Origin of the sequence: Streptococcus pseudopneumoniae, assembly GCF_001073085.1 — a bacterium.
GTDB lineage: Bacteria > Bacillota > Bacilli > Lactobacillales > Streptococcaceae > Streptococcus > Streptococcus pseudopneumoniae_M.
Map to the genome: position 1 here is coordinate 40962 of NZ_JVFV01000016.1, position 19330 is coordinate 60291.

The window sequence follows — 19330 nt, forward strand, 5'->3', positions numbered from 1 at the left end:
GTAGAGAGAAAGATGGAGGAAAGAGTAGTTGGAAAAGAAAATTGTCAAAGATATGATGTTTTTATCGCAGGTATCCCAGCCTGCTAATCAGGAGGATTTACCACTGGCAAAGGACTTGCAAGATACTCTACAAGCCAAAAGAGAAACCTGTGTTGGACTAGCGGCCAATATGATTGGGGTACAAAAACGCGTCATTATTTTTAATATCGGAATGATTCCCATGGTTATGTTTAATCCAGTTCTCAAATCTTTTGAAGGGTCATACGAAACAGGGGAAGGTTGTTTGTCTTTGACAGGAGTGAGACCAACAACTCGGTATGAAAAAATTACAGTAAGCTACAGAGACATCCATTGGCAAGAGCAAACCATTATCCTGACAGGATTTCCTGCTCAGATTTGTCAGCATGAATTGGATCATTTAGAAGGTCGTATTATTTAGGCTCAAATCCTTGGTAGTCTTAAAAAAATATGCTACACTAAGACTATGAAAATTCTAATCCCAACTGCAAAAGAAATGAATACAAATGTTCCTAGTTTTGAAGCAAATCCTTTGCGTCCTGAAAGTCAGGCAGTGCTGGTTGAATTGGCAACATATTCTGCCCAAGAGCTGGAGAGTTTTTACAAAATATCTGCCGAAAAAGCGCAAGAGGAGTATGACCATATCCAGGCCTTGAAAAATGAAACTGCGACAAACTATCCAGCCTTGCACCTCTTTGATGGACTCATGTATCGCAACATCAAACGGGACAATCTCACCAAGGAGGAGCAAACCTATCTGGAGAAACACCTCATGATAACTTCAGCTCTCTATGGTGTGATTCCAGCCTTTGAACCGATTGCGCCTCACAGGCTGGACTTTTTGATGAAGCTTAAAGTTGCTGGGGAAAGCCTGAAAAGTCACTGGCAGGCAGCTTATGAAGAGTCGGTGAAGGGTGAAGAACTAATCTTTTCACTCTTGTCTTCGGAATTTGAAACTGTCTTCCCTAAAGAGGTTCGCGAGCAAATGGTGACCTTTAAGTTTATGGAAGACAGAGATGGAAAACTTAAAGTCCACTCAACCATTTCAAAGAAAGCTAGGGGTGCTTTCTTAACAGCCTTGATGGAAAATCAGGTCACTTCGGTTGAAAAGATTAAAAAACTCAGCTTTGCAGGTTTCCACTATCGAGAAGACCTGTCTACTAGCAAGGAATTGTCTTTTGTAAAATAACAAACATAAAGCCTGCCCATGAATCTATCGGGGCAGTTTTTTTGTGATTTGATGCTCCTATTTTTAGTTTTGAATGGTAGGAATTTTCACACAATTTTGGTATAATAGGACTATTAGAAAATTTCGAGGAGACAAACATGTCAGTTAAGATTGCTTTACTTGGATTTGGTACAGTAGCCAGTGGTGTGCCATTCTTGCTAAAGGAAAATAGAGAAAAAATCGTTCAAGCAGCACATTCAGAAATTGAAGTCGCCAAGGTTTTGGTCAAAGACGATGAAGAGAAAGTACGCTTGCTTGAAGCAGGAAATGATTTTAATTTTGTAACAAATATTGACGAAATCTTGTCAGACAAAGATATCACGATTGTTGTTGAGTTGATGGGACGTATCGAACCTGCTAAAACATTTATCACTCGTGCTTTAGAAGCAGGGAAACATGTCGTGACAGCCAACAAGGACCTTTTGGCTGTTCATGGTGCAGAATTGCTTGAGATTGCTAAAGCTCATAATGTTGCTCTTTACTATGAAGCAGCTGTTGCGGGAGGAATTCCAATCCTTCGTACCTTGGTTAACTCACTAGCATCAGACAAAATCACTCGTGTTCTTGGTGTTGTCAATGGAACATCTAACTTTATGATGACCAAAATGGTAGAAGAAGGCTGGTCTTATGAAGATGCTTTGGCAGAAGCCCAACGACTTGGTTTTGCTGAAAGCGACCCTACCAATGACGTTGACGGGATTGATGCAGCCTACAAGATGGTTATCCTTAGCCAGTTTGCATTTGGGATGAATGTCAAATTTGAAGATGTTGCCCATCAAGGAATCCGCAATATCACTCCAGAAGATGTGGCAGTTGCCCAAGAACTTGGGTACGTGGTTAAATTAGTAGGTTCTATCGAAGAAACACCTTCTGGAATCGCTGCCGAGGTTACTCCAACCTTCCTTCCTAAAACTCATCCACTCGCAAGTGTTAACGGTGTTATGAATGCGGTCTTTGTGGAATCTATCGGTATCGGAGAGTCTATGTACTATGGACCAGGTGCAGGTCAAAAACCAACTGCAACAAGCGTTGTAGCTGATATTGCCCGTATCGTTCGTCGTTTGAATGACGGCACCATTGGCAAAGCCTTTAACGAATACCATCGTGACCTTGTTTTGGCTCAGCCAGAAGATGTCAAAGCCAACTACTATTTCTCAATCTTGGCTCCAGATTCAAAAGGTCAGATCTTGAAATTGGCTGAGCTCTTTAATGCGGAAGATATCTCCTTCAAGCAAATCCTTCAAGATGGTAAGCAAGAAGGCAAAGCTCGTATTGTCATCATTACCCATAAGATTAACAAGGCACAGCTTGAAAATATTACAGACGCTTTGAAGGCGGTAGCCGAGTTTGAACTTCTCAACACCTTCAAGGTTTTAGGAGACTAAGATGAAGATTATTGTACCTGCTACAAGTGCCAATATGGGTCCTGGCTTTGACTCTGTTGGTGTAGCTGTAACTAAGTATCTAGAAATTCAGGTTTGTGAGGAACGTGAAGAATGGATGATTGAGCATCAACTAGGCAAATGGATTCCACGTGACGAGCGTAATCTTTTGCTGAAGATTGCTTTACAAATTGTTCCAGACTTACAACCTAGACGCCTGAAAATGATCAGTGATATTCCACTTGCGCGTGGACTTGGTTCATCGAGCTCGGTCATCGTTGCTGGGATTGAACTGGCAAATCAACTCGGAAACTTGAAGCTAAGCAAACATGAAAAATTACAATTGGCGACTAAGATTGAAGGGCATCCTGATAATGTTGCACCTGCTATCTATGGAAATCTGGTCATAGCAAGCTCAGTCGAAGGTCAGGTTTCTGCTGTTGTAGCGTCTTTCCCAGAGTGTGCTTTCCTAGCTTATATTCCAAACTATGAATTGCGTACTCGAGATAGTCGTGGTGTCTTGCCTAAGAAGCTTTCTTATAAAGAAGCTGTTGCAGCAAGTTCTATCGCCAATGTGGCTATTGCAGCCCTACTGACTGGAGATATGGTCAAAGCAGGCCAGGCTATTGAGAGTGACCTTTTCCATGAGCGTTACCGTCAAGAACTGGTGAGAGAATTTGCGACCATCAAGAAAGTTGCTAAGAGAAATGGTGCTTATGCGACCTACTTGTCTGGTGCTGGTCCAACTGTTATGGTCTTGGCTGATCCTGACAAGATGCCTAAGATTAAGGCTGAACTTGAAAAGCAACCTTTCAAAGGCAAGCTTCATGATTTGCAAGTAGATACACAAGGCGTTCGCGTCGAAGCAAAATAAACAGAACAATAGGATGGGGAAACTCTCTATTAGAGGCTTCCTGTCCTTTTTTTGAAAATGAAACATGGGATATGAAATGATTTCCAGTTTTGTCGACCGACAGACGGTCAAGGAGGATTTGAAATGGCAGAAATATATTTAGCAGGTGGTTGCTTTTGGGGTTTAGAGGAATACTTTTCCCGTATTTCTGGAGTGTTGCAAACAAGTGTTGGTTATGCTAATGGTCAGGTAGAAACCACCAATTATCAACTGATCAAAGAAACAGATCACGCAGAGACTGTGCAAGTCGTCTACGACGAAAAGGTGGTCTCGCTCCGTGAGATTTTACTCTATTATTTCCGAGTCATTGATCCTCTTTCTGTCAACCAACAAGGGAATGACCGTGGTCGTCAATACCGCACAGGGATTTATTACCTAGATGAAGAGGATTTACCGACTATCAATACAGTAGTTCGCGAACAAGAACTCCTCATCGGTCGTAAAATTGCAGTGGAAGTGGAGAAGCTTCGCCACTATATCTTAGCTGAAGACTATCACCAAGACTACCTCAAGAAAAATCTTGGTGGCTATTGCCACATTGATGTGAGAGATGCAGAGAAGCCACTCATAGACGCTGCTAACTACGAAAAGCCTAGTCAGGCAGTTTTGCGAGAAAGTTTGTCAGAAGAGTCTTATAGAGTTACCCAAGAGGCAGCGACGGAAGTTCCTTTTAGCAATGCTTATGACCAAACTTTTGAGGAAGGAATTTATGTCGATATCACGACTGGTGAGCCCCTCTTCTTTGCCAAGGATAAGTTTGCCTCAGGCTGTGGTTGGCCAAGTTTTAGCCGTCCTATTTCCAAGGAACTCATTCATTACTACCAGGACTTGAGTCATGGTATGGAACGTATCGAAGTTCGGTCACGTTCGGGTAATGCCCACTTGGGTCATGTCTTTACCGATGGACCTCAGGAACTAGGTGGTTTACGCTACTGTATCAATTCTGCCTCTTTACGATTCATTGCTAAGGATGAAATGGAAGAGGCTGGTTATGGCTACCTACTTCCATATTTGAACAAATAAAAAAGATGGTGGTTTTCCACCTTCTTCATTTTGAAAATAGAAGGGACATATGAAACAATTACTTTCTTACTTTAAACCCTACCTCAAGGAGTCTTTCCTAGCGCCCTTGTTTAAGTTGCTAGAAGCCGTTTTTGAACTCTTGGTTCCCATGGTGATAGCTGGGATTGTCGACCAATCTATCCCCAAAAAAGATCAGGGTCACCTCTGGATGCAAATGGGTTTCCTCTTTGTTTTTGCGGTTATCGGAGTTTTGGTAGCCTTAGTTGCTCAGTTTTACTCAGCCAAGGCAGCAGTAGGATTTGCCAAGGAGTTGACCAATGACCTCTATCGTCATATTCTTTCCTTGCCCAAGGATAGTAGAGACCGTTTAACGACTTCGAGTTTGGTGACGCGTTTGACTTCAGATACCTATCAGATTCAGACAGGGATTAATCAATTTTTACGCTTATTTTTAAGGGCTCCTATTATTGTTTTTGGTGCCATTTTTATGGCTTATCGTCTCTCGCCTGAATTGACCTTATGGTTTTTGGTAATGGTTGCCATTTTGTCCTTTGTCATTGTCGTGTTATCACGCTTGGTCAATCCTCTCTATAGTATTTTGAGAAAGAAAACAGACCAGCTGGTTCAGGAAACACGCCAACAGATACAAGGGATGCGCGTGATTCGTGCCTTTGGCCAAGAAAAACGAGAAATCGAGAACTTCCAAGTACTTAATCAAGTCTATACGGCTATCCAAATGAAAACAGGCTACTGGTCCAGTCTCTTGACCCCCTTGACCTATTTGATTGTCAACGGAACTTTGCTGGTGATTATCTGGAATGGTTATATTTCTATCCAGGGAGGTTGGCTCAGTCAAGGTGCTTTGATTGCCCTGATTAACTATCTCCTGCAAATCTTGGTAGAGTTAATCAAACTGGCCATGCTCATTAATTCGCTCAACCAGTCTTATATTTCTGCCAAGCGGATTGAGGAAGTTTTCGCAGAAGAACCTGAAGATGTTCTTTCTGAGATGCAGGCAGGAAGAGTGTCTGGTGCCCAAGTTTTACAAGTCAGTCACTTGACATTTACCTATCCAGATGCAGCTCAACCTTCTCTAAGGGATATTTCTTTTGGAATGAAAGAAGGGCAAATTCTTGGGATCATCGGTGGGACAGGTTCTGGTAAGTCATCCTTGGTTCAGGTATTACTTGGGCTCTACCAACTAGATAGTGGCACTGTAACCCTTTATCATGATGGGCGTAGCCCTCGAAATCTTTCTGAGTGGCGATCCTGGATGGCCTATGTCCCTCAAAAGGTTGAACTCTTTAAGGGAACTATCCGTTCCAACTTGACTTTGGGTATGGAAGAGACAATCTCTGACCAAGAACTCTGGCAGGCTTTGGAAATTGCCCAGGCCAAGGATTTTGTCAGTGAAAAAGAAGGGCTCTTGGACGCAGAAGTCCAAGCAGGAGGCCGAAATTTCTCAGGTGGTCAAAAGCAACGCTTGTCGATTGCCCGAGCAGTTTTGCGCCAAGCTCCTTTTCTCATCCTGGACGATGCGACTTCAGCCCTTGATACCATTACCGAGTCCAATCTTTTAAAGGCCATTCAGGAAAACTTGCCCAACACCAGTTTAATCCTGATTTCCCAACGGACTTCTACCTTGAAGATTGCAGATCAGATTCTTCTTTTAGAGAAGGGTCAACAATTAGCACTTGGAAATCATGAAGATTTGATGAAGACTAGTCAAGTCTATCGTGAGATCAATGCATCCCAACATGGAAAGGAGGACTAGAATGAAAGGCAAACATGCAAGTCAAACCCTCAAACGATTAGCAAAAGATTTAGCAAGTCATCCCGTCCTTCTTTTTCTAGCTTTCTTGGGAACCATTGCTCAAGTGGCCCTATCCATCTATCTACCAATCTTGATAGGTCAGGTGATTGACCAAGTCTTAGTGACGGACTCATCTCAGGTATTCTGGCAGATTTTTCTCCAGATGATTTTGGTGGTTATCGGAAATACGCTAGTACAATGGGCCAATCCCCTCCTCTATAATCGTCTCATTTTTTCCTTTACTAGGGATTTGCGAGAAAAAATCATTGAAAAACTCCATCGTTTGCCGATTGCTCTTGTAGACAGACAAGGTAGTGGGGACATGGTCAGCCGAGTGACGACAGATATTGAACAGTTGGCCACAGGTCTGAATATGATTTTCAACCAATTTTTCATCGGAGTATTGATGATTTTGGTCAGCATCCTTGCCATGCTCCAAATTCATCTCTTGATGACTCTCTTGGTTTTGCTCTTAACACCTCTGTCTATGGTTATCTCACGCTTTATCGCTAAGAGGTCCTACCATCTCTTTCAGAAGCAGACGGAGACCAGGGGGATTCAAACTCAGCTGATTGAAGAGTCACTTAGTCAGCAGAACATTATCCAGTCTTTTAATGCTCAAGAAGAATTTATCGATAGACTTCATGAAGCTAATGACAATTACTCAGGTTATTCTCAATCGGCTATCTTTTATTCATCAACGGTCAATCCTTCGACACGTTTTGTTAATTCCCTCATTTATGCCCTTCTTGCTAGTGTAGGAGCCTTGCGCATCATAGCGGGTTCCACTTTGACGGTTGGTCGTTTGGTGACCTTTTTGAACTATGTGCAACAGTATACTAAACCCTTTAACGATATTTCATCAGTTTTAGCCGAGTTGCAAAGCGCCTTAGCCTGCGCAGAACGTGTTTATACTGTTCTAGAAAGTCTTGAAGTTACAGAAACCGGTGAAGAAATCATAAGCAGTGAGCAAGTTAAAGGAGCCATTTCCTTTAAGCATGTTTCTTTTGGATACAATCCTGAAAAGATTTTGATTAAGGACTTGTCTATTGATATCCCAGCTGGTAGCAAGGTTGCTATCGTTGGTCCGACAGGTGCTGGTAAGTCTACCCTTATCAATCTCCTCATGCGTTTTTATCCCATTAACTCAGGAGATATTTTGCTAGACGGTCACTCAATTTATGACTATACCCGAGCATCATTGCGACAGCAGTTTGGCATGGTGCTTCAAGAAACTTGGCTCAAGCAAGGAACCATTCATGACAATATTGCCTTTGGGAATCCTGGTGCTAGCCGAGAGCAGGTCATTGCAGCAGCCAAGGCAGCGAATGCGGATTTCTTTATCCAACAATTGCCTCAGGGTTATGATACCAAGCTTGAAAATGCAGGTGAATCACTATCAGTCGGACAAGCTCAGCTCTTGACCATCGCCCGTGTCTTTCTAGCCATCCCTAAGATTCTTATCTTAGATGAAGCGACATCCTCCATCGATACTCGGACGGAGGTGCTGGTTCAGGATGCCTTTGCCAAACTCATGAAGGGGCGGACAAGCTTCATCATCGCCCATCGTTTGTCGACCATTCAAGATGCTGACTTGATTCTTGTCTTGGTGGATGGAGATATTGTCGAGTATGGCAATCACCAGGAACTGATGACTAGAAAAGGCAAGTACTACCAAATGCAGCAAGCAGCGGCTTTTAGTCCAGAATAGACTTTACCTAGTTTCTTAAGCAAATACAAAATAAAAGTTGCCTTCGGGTGACTTTTTTGTTACAATAGCTAGAAAAATTGTGATATCTAATACTCAATGAAAATCAAAGAGCGAACTAGAAAGCTAGCCGCAGGTTGCTCAAAACACCGTTTTGAGGTTGTGGATAGAACTGACGAAGTCAGTAACACATATACGGCAAGGCGAAGCTGACGTGGTTTGAAGAGATTTCCGAAGAGTATAAATTGTCTTTAGAGAAGGAGAAGCATCATGAAAGTCTTTCAGCATGTAAATATCGTGACTTGTGACCAAGATTTCCATGTCTACCTGGATGGTATCTTAGCTCTTGAAAATTCTCAAATCGTCTATGTCGGTCAGGAGAATCAAGAAATTCTCAAGCAAGCAGATAAAATCATAGACTATCAGGGTGCTTGGATTATGCCTGGTTTGGTTAACTGCCATACTCACTCTGCAATGACAGGCTTGAGGGGGATTCGTGATGATAGCAATCTCCACGAATGGCTAGAGGACTATATTTGGCCGGCAGAAGCAGAGTTCACACCAGAGATGACCACAAAGGCCGTCAAAGAGGCGCTAACAGAGATGCTCCAGTCAGGAACGACAACTTTCAATGATATGTACAATCCTAATGGAGTGGATATAGCGGAGATTTATGATGCGGTCAAGGCTTCCAAGATGCGTTGCTATTTCTCTCCGACCCTCTTTTCTTCAGAAACCGAGACGACGGATGAAACCATAGCCAGAACTCGATCTGTCATCGAGACAATCAAAGGCTATCAGGATCCCAATTTCAAGGTCATGGTGGCCCCTCATTCGCCTTACAGTTGTAGTCGAGACTTACTGGAGTTTAGTTTGAACTTGGCAAAAGAGCTGGATATTCCCCTTCATATCCATGTAGCAGAAACACAGGAAGAGTCAGGGATTATCCTGAAACGTTATGGCAAATGCCCATTAGCCTTTCTGGATGAGCTTGGCTATTTAGACCATAAAGCTGTCTTTGCCCATGGTGTGGAGTTAAATGAAGCAGAAATTACCCGCTTGGCAGATTCGCAAGTCGCTATCGCCCACAATCCTATCAGCAATCTCAAACTAGCCTCAGGGATTGCACCAGTCGTCCAACTTCAAAAGGCAGGAGTGCCAGTCGGGATTGCGACTGACTCAGTTGCTTCTAACAATAACCTCGATATGTTTGAGGAAGGACGCACGGCAGCCCTTTTACAGAAAATGAAGAATGGCGATGCCAGCCAATTTCCAATCGAAACTGCCCTCAAGGCCCTGACCATTGAAGGAGCTAAGGTGTTGGGAATGGAAGATGAGATTGGTAGTCTAGAAGTTGGCAAGCAAGCAGATTTTCTCGTCATCCAACCCCAAGGAAAAATCCATCTCCAACCTCAAGAAAACATGCTTTCTCACTTAGTTTATGCTGTCAAATCCAGTGATGTTGATGACGTCTACATTGCAGGTGAACAAGTCGTGAGAGCTGGGAAGGTACTAACAGTAGATTTGTAAGTGATACTCTTTCTAATTTTTTAAAGCTAGGTCGGTGTTGTCTTGACCTCGTTAGCTCTAACAAGTTTATTGAGTGAGTATTTATTGTGTAGGCCGTATAGAAAAAAGAAGACTCTGTAAGGTCTTCTTTTTGTTGCATCATATTTGATTTGAATATTTTTGAGAAGGATAAAGACCTCTATCCTCTTTTAATCTTAGCACCAACTAAGTCAAGCGCATAATGAAGTGTTTTATCTTTGATAATAAAGAGTGTGATGGCGTAATAGATGCCACAAGCTGCGATTGTAGAAAGAACCATGCTAATCATCTTCATCGTAACTTCATAGCTATGAACTTGGAAGAGGGTTTTAAAAACATAATAAATTGGGATGAAACCAAGTGATACGATTGTGTAGCGAGCCAGAGTTGTAAAAATCTCTTTCAAATCCAATAGTTTGTGTTTTTGAATAAAGCGAATTTCTAGCAGAACTACGATTGATTCAGCTATAATGGTTGTTCCGATGTAGTATGCTGGAGTAAAGATATTGTTAAAAAGGAGTAGAGAGTTTAGAATGACATTGACACCGCCACCGATAAAGTAAAAGGCAGTCAAACGATTTTCATGGTCATTAATAAAGATAATCTGTTTTCCAAGGATTAATTCGATAGCCCAGATAATGGTACGAAAGGCAAAGACACTCGTTACGATTCCTGCTTCTAGATATTTCTCAGAAGAGTAGATAACTGTAGCATAGGTTCCTAAAACCATAATACCAATACTGGTAGGAACCATGAGGAAGTAAAAGAGTGATGCGCCCTGATTGACCAAATTTTTATAAGAAGTAAAATCTTTTTTTCCTAGATAATAACCAAGTCGTGGGATACTGACGTTGATAGCGCCACTAAGAACACTAGCAATCAGCATAACGATACTGGAGGCGATGGTGTAGTATGAGATGAAATTCTCATCAGGTCCTTTAGTGATGAACATACGATCCAGCAAGGTATAGAGCATATTAGCATTTGCTAGAAGGAGCATGGTTAAGAGTGGTTTAGATGACTTGAGAAGTTCGATGAACTCAATCTTAACAAAGGAAACCTCTCGTTTAATCCATAGGAAACTGAACAGATAGTTGATAATGGTTGTCGCACTCATGATTGTGGCATAAGGGACGATATCATCAGGTGTCTTAACGAAGGCAAAGATAGCCACTAACATTCCAATTCGGATAACCAGTGTTTTATAAAGGATAAAAGAATAGTTCTCGTAGGCTTCATTCATCCACTCGATATTCAGAAATTGGAAGAGGGCTTGAATTCCAAGGATATAGTAAAGGATTTTCAGATTGACAATACTAGTATCAAAATGAATAAAGAGGAAGTAAATTGCAGTTGTCAGAATTGAAGTAATCAGGGAGATATAGAACAACTTAGAAAAGACATAATTGATTTTATTTTTATCATCCTTAACCTTACTGATAGCTCGAATCCCATAATTGTATATTCCAAAGGCAGCGAGTGGAATGACAAAGCTTGCCCAGGTGTTGGCAGTGTTGAAGTAACCGTAATTCGATTTACTAAGAATCCGTGTTAGATAGGGATTAGTAATCAAAGGAAAAACGATATTTAAGATATTGACCAGCAAGCTAGCCAAAGCATTTACTTTAATATTTTTCATGAAATTTTCTTTCTTATATTCTAAAATAGATACTAGTATTATATCACATTCCAACGCCATTCTTTTGATAAAATCTGTGAAATCTTGTATAATAGATAGAACTGAAAGTATGAGGTTACGAACTATGAAAATGAAACAAATCAGTGATACGACTTTAAAAATCACCATATCTTTAGAAGATTTGATGGATCGTGGAATGGAAATCGCAGACTTTCTCGTTCCGCAAGAGAAAACAGAAGAATTTTTCTATGCCATTTTGGATGAGCTAGAGATGCCAGATAGTTTTTTGGATACGGGTATGCTTAGCTTCCGAGTGACTCCTAAGCCAGATAAGGTTGATGTCTTTGTGACAAAATCTAAGATCGACCAGAATTTGGATTTTGACGATTTGGCAGATCTTCCTGATATGGATGAGTTAGCTAAAATGTCTCCAGATGAGTTTTTGAAAACCTTAGAGAAAACCATGGCAGAAAAAACTAAAGACGATATTGAAGCTATTCAATCTTTAGAGCAGGTTGAAAAGGAAGAGGAAGCGGCGCTTGACGAAGCACTTGGAGTAGAAGAAGGAAAAAGAGAACCGTATATCTATTACATCTTGCGCTTTGACGATTTATCTAGTTTGGTTTCTTTTGCCAAAATGGTTGACTACCAAATGGAAACTTCAGAACTCTATAAGATGAATGGCCAGTACTATTTGACAGTCTTAGTTGATGTAGAAAATCAACCTAGCCTTTATCCAGCTTGGTTGTTGGCTCGTATGCGAGAATTTGCGGATGATAGTGATATCAGTCGTTCTGTCCTCCAAGAATATGGGCAACTACTCATTAATCATGATGCTGTTCAAGGACTCCAAAAAGTTTAATCTAGAAAAAGAGGTTGGGACAAAAGATCCCAACCTCACTTTTTATTAGCAATCATATTTTGATTCGGTAGCTGATTGAACTTTTTGTTCGTCTTTTAGACTCTAAGAAGCTCCTAATCATCCTCGCGGGGCTGGGACTACGAAATCGAGATTTTATCTATCGATTTCTGTCCCACCGCCTTTTGTTATCTTCTCTGTAAAATCTAGTTTTTTAAAAATTGGATTCGGTTTGTATTCAAAAAACTGTCATATTATAATTTAAGAGTGAAATTAAAGTTTGATCATAATTTCATGAAAATTTTCTGAATCATCATCTAAATCTACAAGGACGAAAAAGTGGCTAAAAAATAAGCAAACTAGTAGCTTTAATAGAAGAAATGGGATAGAATTGTAGAAGTTGCTTTTCGGTAGCTTATAATCGAATTGGCAGACAAATCTTTTAGGTGTAAATGTTGTTAGATCAACGATTTTACTAAACTATTATATTTTTTTGTTTTCAAAGTATAATTTATCTTATATTTGAAACTAGATGAATTTGAATCAGTTTTTAAAAAGAGCCCTCATATAGTTTTTGAATCCTAGCAAATGGTATTCCAACGTCTTCCAATCTTGCTAAAATTGATGAAAAACGATATGATAGAATGAAAAAAAGCGAGGTGAAATATGGACCAAAGACGGATTCAAACAGAAACACAGCAGATACTTGAAGATGTATTAGACAAGGCTTCTTTACAGGAGGGAGCACTATTTGTTTTGGGGTTGTCTTCGAGTGAAGTGCTGGGAGGACACATCGGAAAAGATTCGAGTCAGGAAATCGGTGAATTAATTGTCAAGACACTGTTGGAGTTGTTGGCGGCTAAGGGAATTCACCTAGCTGTTCAAGGTTGTGAACATGTCAATCGTGCCTTAGTTGTTGAACGAGAAGTAGCTATAAAACATCAGTTGGAGATTGTAAGTGTACTCCCGACCTTACATGCAGGAGGATCTGGTCAATTGGCCGCCTTTCGCTTTATGAAAGATCCTGTGGAGGTCGAATTTATCAAAGCTGATGCAGGTATTGATATTGGAGATACGGCTATTGGGATGCATATCAAGCATGTTCAAGTGCCGATACGTCCAGTTTTAAGAGAGATTGGCCAGGCTCATGTGACGGCACTTGCTAGTCGACCAAAACTCATTGGAGGGGCGCGTGCTCAATATCCAATAGATCACATTAGGAAGATATAAAATGAATACTAGAAAAATGCAGTTTGAGAGAGTCATCAAATACTCTATTCGGAAGTTCTCAGTTGGTGTCGGTTCTGCGGTAATCGGGACATTTCTTTTGGGGGCAAACAACTTTTTAGCTGAAACTGTTGTAGCTAACGAAGTAGCGACACCTAGCCAAGTTCATTACCGTTATTTGGCTGAACAGGAATTGACAGAAGCAGAAAAAGCTTTGATCCATCGCGAACTCCCTTCAGATTTAAAACAAGATGATGTTGTTTATCTTGTTTACAGAAAAAAGGAAGTAAATTCTCAACAATTGCCTAACACTGGAAGCAAGGAGTTGGCATTGGCAACTCTCGGTTTTGCAACAGCATCTTTGGTTGTTGTGGTGATGTCTAAAAAACACCGCAATAAAATGTTGGGTCTTCTCTTTATTGGTGCTCTAGGTGGTAGTTACTTTATCCCTCAATCAGCCCAAGCCTTTGAGAATAAAATCTTGGTGTCCTACAACCAAACGATTGTTGCAAGTAGTCAAGAGGACTTGGAAAAAGGTGTCATTCAGATTGAAGGATACGAATACGTAGGTTACTTTAAAGCATCAGATTTCCAAGAACAACCAGAGCAAATTGCTACTGCTAAGGGAACGCAAGAAGCAGGTCATGAAGGTGAATCTCTGATTCAATCAGAACTACCAGCTTACACAGGTGAGATTAGCGCTAAAGGCACTCAAGAAGCAGGTCATGAAGGTGAATCTCTGATTCAACCAGAAGAACCAGCCTACACAGGCGAAATTACAGCAAAAGGCACGCAAGAAGAGGGCCACCAAGGTGAGTCTCTAGTTCAACCAGAAGCCCCAGCTTACACCGGCGAGCTTACAGCCAAAGGTACCCAAGAAGAGGGGCATCAAGGTGAGTCTCTAGTTCAACCAGAAGCTCCAGCTTACACCGGCGAGCTCACAGCCAAAGGTACTCAAGAAGAGGGCCACCAAGGTGAATCCTTGGTTCAACCAGAAGCCCCAGCTTACACCGGCGAGATTACAGCAAAAGGAACTCAAGAAGAAGGCCACCAAGGTGAATCCCTGGTTCAGCCAGAGTTGCCAGCCTACACCGGCGAAATTACAGCCAAAGGCACCCAAGAAGAAGGTCACGAAGGTGAATCCCTAGTTCAACCAGAAGCCCCAGCATACACCGGCGAGCTTAGTGCCAAAGGCACCCAAGAAGAAGGTCGCGAAGGTGAATCCCTAGTTCAGCCAGAATTACCAGAGTATACAGTAGCTGAAGCAACTGTCACAGAAACTGAAACTGTAGAAGTCCCATACACAAGAGAGTATGTAAATGACGATACTCGCTACACTGACGAAGAAACAGTGATTCAAAATGGTCAAGCAGGAAGTCAGCTGATTCATCGTGTCTATAAGACAGTCAATGGCCAAAAAGTTGGGGACCCAATCAGCACGAGTACAGAAACTGTTAAGGCTCCAGTAAACGAAAAAATTAGTCGTGGTACCAAGGCTATTGAAGGTCAAGTAGAAGAAGTTTCATTTGAAGAAATTCCTTTCGAGACAAGAACAGAAGTAGACAGCACTCTTCCGAAGGGAACAGAAGTTGTTGCTCAAGCTGGTCAAAACGGTAAGAAAAAGATTACCAAAGTCTATAAGACTCTTAAGGGCGTGAAAACTGCAGATGCTCCAACGATTTCAGAGGAAGTTGTTGAAGCAGTTCAAGATCATATCATCAAAAAAGGTGATCAAATCCTGACTGAGCCAACGTTGACCCTCACTCATATAGATAAAGAAGAATTAGAGCGCCGTGCTAAGGTTCGTTACCAATTGGTCAAACCAACAGGTGTAACCATTAAATCTCTTGAAGTTGTCTTGAAAGACGGAGACACTAGCCTTCAAACAGTCAATATGTCTGAGGGAGATTTGACTGCTAATCTTACAGACTTGAAGTACTACAAGGACTACAAGATTGCGACCAAGATGGTTTACGACCGAGGAAATGGGAATGAAGAAGTTGTTCTCACGGAAGAACCACTGCGACTGGATTTAAAGAAAATCGAGATTAAAGATATTCTAAGAACGGATTTGATCAAATATGAAAATCAAATCGAAATGGATGAAACTCGACTGACTTCAGTGCCAACCGACTTGTCAAACTATTATCTGAAAGTTACCTCTAATGACCATAAGACCAATTTACTAGCGGTTCAAAAAATCGAAGAGTCAACAATTGATGGAAAACAAGTCTACAAGGTAACAGCAGTAGCGGAGAACTTGGTTCAACGTAATGTTGATAATCGCTTTAATGAAACTTATACCTACTATATTGAAAAACCAAAAGCTAGTCAGGATGGTGTTTTCTACGACTTTGGAGAATTGATCCAAGCCATTCAGGCAAATCCTGCTGGTGAATTTAAACTGGGTCAAAGTATGAGTGCTCGTAACGTTGTTCCTCAAGGGAAATCTTACATTACTTCGGAGTTTACTGGTAAGCTATTGAGTGATGGAGACAAACGTTATGCTATCTATAATTTGGAACATCCACTCTTCAATGTCATTAATGGTGGGACTATTAAGAACATCAACTTTGAAAATGTAGATATTAATCGTTCTGGTCAAAATCAAATTGCGACGGTTGGATTTAACCTTAAAAATAAAGGTCTAATTGAAGATGTTAAGGTGACTGGTTCGGTTACTGGTAACAATGATGTTGCAGGTATTGTCAATAAGATTGATGAAGATGGTAAGGTTGAAAATGTCGCCTTTATTGGTAAAGTCAACTCTTTAGGGATTAACTCGACAGTTGGTGGTATTGCTGGTTCAAACTATATGGGCTTTGTCAATAGAGCCTATGTAGATGCGACTATTACGGCCCAAAATGCCAATGCAAGTATGCTAGTACCATTTGTCACTTATATGCTAAATAGTTGGAAATCAGGTACAAAAGCAAGATTAACAAATTCTGTTGCCAAGGGTATCCTTGATGTTAAAAATACTAGAAACGTTGGTGGGATTGCCTCTAAAACATGGCCATATGGAGCTGTACAAGATAACGTAACATATGCTAAAGTAATCAAAGGTCATGAAATATTTGGTTCTAACGATGTTAACGATGAAGACGGAAGCCCACATATTAAAGACTTATTCGGAGTTATCGGTTATAGCTCTGCAGAAGATGGAACTGGTAAAGATACTAAGAATCCAAGTAGGCTAAAACACTTAACTAAAGACGAAGCTGATGCTCGCGTTGCTGGTTACAATATTACAGCTGATAAATTCATAAGTGAACCTTATGAATTGAACAAGTTGAACAATGTAAGCACTCGTGAAGCAGCTTATGAGTCTATTCAAGACTACAATCCAGACTATAAACTTGCTTATAAGAATATTGAAAAAATACAACCATTCTATAACAAAGATTTTATCGTTAATCAAGCTAATAAACTAGATAAGAGCCACAAGTTAAATACTAAAGAAGTTATTTCTGTTACTCCAATGAATGATAATAACTTTGTAACAGATTTAAGTGTTGCAAACAAAATTATTGTTCACTATGCTGATGGAACAAAAGATTACTTCAACCTATTTTCTAGTGATGAGGGTCTAAGTAATGTTAGAGAATACACTGTAACAGACTTAGGTATTAAATATACACCTAATATCGTTCAAAAAGATCATAGTGTTTTAATTAACGGTATCGTAAATATCTTAAACCCTATCGAGCTTCAATCTGATTCAATTTACCAAAAACTTGGCAGAACAGGACCTAATAAAGTAAATGCGATTAAAAATCTATTCTTAGAAGAAAGTTTCGACTATGTAAAAGCTAATTTAAACACATTAGTAACTAAATTAGTTGAAAATGAAGATCATCAACTTAATAATTCTCCTGCAGCTCAACAAATGATTCTTGATAAAGTTGAGAAAAATAAAGCTGCCCTATTATTAGGTTTAACATACTTAAATCGTTACTACGGCGTTAAATTCGGTGATGTTAACATTAAAGAATTAATGTTATTCAAACCTGATTTCTATGGTAAAAACGTTGATGTTCTTGATAGATTAATTGAAATTGGCTCTAAAGAAAATAATATTAGTGGTTCAAGAACATATGATGCTTTCGGTGAAGTTTTAGCGAAATACACTAAATCTGGAGATTTAAATGGTTTCTTAGACTACAACAGAGGATTATTCACTAATATCGATAATATGAATGATTGGTTCATTGATGCGACTAAGGATAAGGTCTATGTAGTAGAAAAAGCTTCTCAAAATCCAGGAGTTGGCGAACATAAATATCGTGCTTATGACAATTTGACTCGTGGTCTTCATAGAAAAATGATTCTACCTTTGTTGAATCTAGATAAGACAGAAATGTTCCTCATTTCTACTTACGATACGATGTCTTATGGTACAGCTAATAAGTACAATACTACTTTGGAAAAACTTAAACCTGAGATTGATTTAGCCGCACAGCGTCAGATTAATTATCTTGATTTCTGGCATCGATTGGCCTTGGATAATGTGAAGAATAGATTGTTCAAAGATATCGTCTATCCAGTTTGGGAAGGATTCTATGTTTGGGGTCACGGTTGGCCAGGCTGGCCTGAACGCTATGGTCAATTCAAAAATAGTACTGAAGTATATGCCCCAATCCGTGAAATCTACGGACCTGTAGGAGAATACTACGGTGATAATGGAGCTGTTGCTGGAGCTTATGCAAGTATTTACGATAATCCAAATGATAATCGTGCCAAAGTAACTTTCGTTATGTCTAATATGATTAGCGAATACGGAGCTTCTGCGTTCACACACGAGACTACACACTTAAATGACCGTCTTGTTTACTTCGGTAATTTTGGTCGTCGTGAAGGTACAAATGTTGAAGCCTTCGCCCAAGGTATGCTTCAATCACCTGCAACACAAGGCCACCAAGGTGAATATGGAGCTCTAGGATTAAACATGGCATTTGAAAGACCTAACGATGGTAACCAATGGTATAATACGAATCCAAATGATCTTAAATCACGTGAAGCTATCGATAACTACATGAAAGGTTATAACGATACTCTGATGATGTTAGACAATCTTGAGGCTGATGCAGTTCTTGGACAAAATAGTCAAGAATTGAATAATGCTTGGTTCAAGAAAGTTGATAAGCAAATGAGAGGAAACTCTAAGAACCAATACGATAATGTTCGTGGTCTAAATGATACTGAAAAAGCTATTCAACTTCATTCCGTGAATGACCTAGTAGATAACAACTTTATGACTAACCGTGGACCAGGAAATGGTGTCTATAAACCAGATGACTTTAGTTCTGCATATGTCAACGTCCCTATGATGACAGGTATCTATGGTGGTAACACAAGTGAAGGTGCTCCTGGGGGAATGTTATTTAAACATAATACATTCAGATTATGGGGTTACTACGGATATGAAAAAGGCTTCCTAGGCTATGCTACTAATAAGTATAAACAAGAGGCTAAGGCTGCAGGTAAGAACACCCTAGGTGACGACTTTATTATCAGCAAGATTTCTGAAGGTCGATTTGCAAACTTAGAAGAATTCAAGAAAGCTTACTATAAAGAAGTGAAAGACAAGGCTACAAATGGTTTGACAACCTTTGAAGTAAATGGAACTAACATTTCATCTTACAATGATCTTCTTCGCTTATTCAAGGAAGCTGCTGCTAAGGATGCTGCAACCTTAAAAACAGAGAAGAATGGTAATAAGTCTGTGTCTACAAATAATGTAACCAAACTCAAAGAAGCTGTTTATAAGAAACTTCTTCAACAAACAGATAGCTTTAAAACTTCTATCTTTAAATAATCCAAAACTCTCATCTGCTTGGCAGGTGGGAGTTTTTGTAATCAAGAAGCTTAATGATTTTCCAAACAGATTCTAAGTATTTTTAGCAAGGTAGGTATATAATAGAACTACAAAGTGAATATCTATATTCATATGATAATGAGGAGGGTGACGA

General features: G+C 40.2%; 12 protein-coding genes. 11 read left to right on the plus strand and 1 reads right to left on the minus strand.

Annotated elements, in window-relative coordinates; genetic code table 11:
* Nucleotides 1–28: 28 nt before the first annotated feature.
* The 8 genes from ADH90_RS03435 (at nucleotide 29) to ADH90_RS03470 (ending at nucleotide 9615) form a co-directional block, all read left to right on the plus strand.
* Nucleotides 29–439 (plus strand): peptide deformylase, encoded by a 411-nt coding sequence (locus ADH90_RS03435; RefSeq protein ID WP_049529973.1) that lies wholly within the window; start codon nucleotides 29–31, stop codon nucleotides 437–439.
* Nucleotides 440–484: 45 nt separating this feature from the next.
* On the plus strand, nucleotides 485–1207 hold the full coding sequence (yaaA, locus tag ADH90_RS03440; protein WP_049529974.1) for a peroxide stress protein YaaA: 723 nt from the start codon (nucleotides 485–487) through the stop codon (nucleotides 1205–1207).
* Nucleotides 1208–1344: 137 nt separating this feature from the next.
* The gene (locus tag ADH90_RS03445) at nucleotides 1345–2631 is read left to right on the plus strand and encodes a homoserine dehydrogenase (protein WP_049529975.1); all 1287 of its coding nucleotides are present in this window, start codon (nucleotides 1345–1347) and stop codon (nucleotides 2629–2631) included.
* A gap of 1 nt (nucleotide 2632) precedes the next feature.
* A complete protein-coding gene (gene thrB / locus ADH90_RS03450; protein WP_049529976.1) occupies nucleotides 2633–3502 on the plus strand; it encodes a homoserine kinase in 870 nt (289 codons plus the stop codon).
* 123 nt (nucleotides 3503–3625) lie between these two features.
* Nucleotides 3626–4564 (plus strand): peptide-methionine (R)-S-oxide reductase MsrB, encoded by a 939-nt coding sequence (gene msrB, locus ADH90_RS03455; RefSeq protein ID WP_049529977.1) that lies wholly within the window; start codon nucleotides 3626–3628, stop codon nucleotides 4562–4564.
* Between the two features lie 49 nt (nucleotides 4565–4613).
* Nucleotides 4614–6338, plus strand: a complete 1725-nt coding sequence (locus ADH90_RS03460) for an ABC transporter ATP-binding protein (protein WP_049529978.1) — start codon at nucleotides 4614–4616, stop codon at nucleotides 6336–6338.
* 1 nt (nucleotide 6339) lies between these two features.
* On the plus strand, nucleotides 6340–8088 hold the full coding sequence (locus tag ADH90_RS03465) for an ABC transporter ATP-binding protein (RefSeq protein WP_049529979.1): 1749 nt from the start codon (nucleotides 6340–6342) through the stop codon (nucleotides 8086–8088).
* A gap of 267 nt (nucleotides 8089–8355) precedes the next feature.
* Nucleotides 8356–9615 (plus strand): TRZ/ATZ family protein, encoded by a 1260-nt coding sequence (locus tag ADH90_RS03470; protein WP_049529980.1) that lies wholly within the window; start codon nucleotides 8356–8358, stop codon nucleotides 9613–9615.
* A 178-nt stretch (nucleotides 9616–9793) separates the two neighbouring features.
* Here the strand turns inward: ADH90_RS03470 and ADH90_RS03475 are convergent, their stop codons facing one another.
* On the minus strand, nucleotides 9794–11272 hold the full coding sequence (locus ADH90_RS03475; RefSeq protein WP_049529981.1) for an oligosaccharide flippase family protein: 1479 nt from the start codon (nucleotides 11270–11272) through the stop codon (nucleotides 9794–9796).
* Between the two features lie 124 nt (nucleotides 11273–11396).
* Between ADH90_RS03475 and mecA the strand changes: the two genes are divergently transcribed.
* The 3 genes from mecA to ADH90_RS03490 all read left to right on the plus strand — a co-directional run bounded on the left by mecA (nucleotide 11397) and on the right by ADH90_RS03490 (nucleotide 19176).
* Nucleotides 11397–12134 carry an adaptor protein MecA gene (mecA, locus tag ADH90_RS03480; protein WP_049529982.1) on the plus strand — a complete coding sequence of 246 codons (738 nt, stop codon included), beginning with the start codon at nucleotides 11397–11399 and terminating at the stop codon, nucleotides 12132–12134.
* A 663-nt stretch (nucleotides 12135–12797) separates the two neighbouring features.
* Entirely contained in the window at nucleotides 12798–13361 is a 564-nt protein-coding gene (locus tag ADH90_RS03485) for a TIGR01440 family protein (RefSeq protein ID WP_049529983.1), read from the plus strand.
* A 1-nt stretch (nucleotide 13362) separates the two neighbouring features.
* Entirely contained in the window at nucleotides 13363–19176 is a 5814-nt protein-coding gene (locus ADH90_RS03490; RefSeq protein WP_049529984.1) for a ZmpA/ZmpB/ZmpC family metallo-endopeptidase, read from the plus strand.
* The last annotated feature ends 154 nt before the right edge of the window (nucleotides 19177–19330 follow it).